Source organism: Lamprobacter sp., assembly GCF_034860625.1.
Taxonomy (GTDB): Bacteria; Pseudomonadota; Gammaproteobacteria; order Chromatiales; family Chromatiaceae; genus Lamprobacter.
Genome location: NZ_JAYESN010000557.1, coordinates 1 through 1222, shown reverse-complemented (window position 1 = coordinate 1222; position 1222 = coordinate 1). Strand labels below are relative to the sequence as shown.

Annotated in this window: 1 protein-coding gene; it reads right to left on the bottom strand. The window is 69.8% G+C overall.

The genetic code is table 11. The annotated features are described in order from the left end of the window. Positions 1 to 15: 15 nt before the first annotated feature. Positions 16 to 1222, bottom strand: a 1207-nt coding sequence (locus VBE63_RS29760) for a Y-family DNA polymerase (RefSeq protein WP_323686574.1), incomplete at its 5' end; no start/stop codon positions are given.

Here is a 1222-nt window from a genome sequence, read left to right as displayed (position 1 = left end):
AAACGTCGCTGTGAGTCAGCCGTCAGCGACGGCAACGGGTAGCTCATCCCAGCGCGTGGTGTAACGCGCTGAGCGATGCGCCTCGCGCCGTCGCCAGCGCGGCGCGCGGTTGATGCTGCCCAGGGTCAGGGTGCCGCGTCCGAAGCGTTGATTGATCTGATCGAGCGTGGCCATCAGGGCCTGGCCGCGGGCACTTTCGAGGGACTCGGCGAACAGGTCTGATGGCACCTGGCTGGCCGGGGTCAGCCCGAGCAGGATGATCCCGGCCTTGGTGTAGGGCTGATCGGTCCGAGCGGACGGCAGAAGCCGCTGCAGCCCGCGCCGAGCGGCGGCGACCAGCAACCGGGTATCGGCGCTGGACTCGGGCAGGGCGACGACCTGACACCGTGTCTCCGGAAGCAGGCCGGCGTGTTGGGGGCGGCGGGTGAGTTCGACCGCTAGCGCGCTGGCCAGCGTCTGCTGGGCGCGCAGCTTCTCGGCGGCGCGGCTGGTGAACTGGGCGAGGGCCTCGATCAACTCGGCCTGCTCGGTCACCAAGGCACCGAAGGAGCGCGGGCAGCGGATCTGCTGTTTGGCCGGAGCAATCTCCTCGAGCGCGAGACAGACCTTGCCGCGCAATTCGAGCGCGGTGCGCGCGAGCACCACCGAGGTCTGTTGGCGGATCAACGCCTGGGGTGCCCGGCTGAGGTCCAGGGCGGTCTCGAGGCCGAGCGCTTGCAGGCGCCTGGCCAGCCGGCTGCCGACGCCCCAGACCTTGCCGACCGGGACCGTCGCGAGCAGGGCCTCGCGCTCGTCCTCGCTCAGGGCCTGCAGATCGCAGACAGCGTTCCAGCGCGGGTCCTGCTTGGCCAGGTGGTTGGCGAGCTTGGCCAGCGTCTTGGTCGGGCCGAGGCCGACGCAGACCGGCAGCCCGGTCCAGCGCAGCACCCTCTCGCGGATGCGCTGACCGATCACCGCGGCGGGCTCGGGGAGTCCCCGCAGATCGAGGAAGCTCTCGTCGATCGAGTAAACCTCCTGATGCGGACTGAAGCGCCCAAGGATGCGCATGACGCGCGTGCTCATGTCGGCATAGAGGGCATAGTTGCTCGACAGGGCGATTACGGCCTCGGCGCCCGGCCCCTGTCCTTGCTGCTGCGCTTGACGCAGCCGCTGCCGGACCAGAAACCAGGGCTCGCCCATGCCGATGCCCAGTGCCTTGGCCTCCTTGGAGCGGGCCACGATG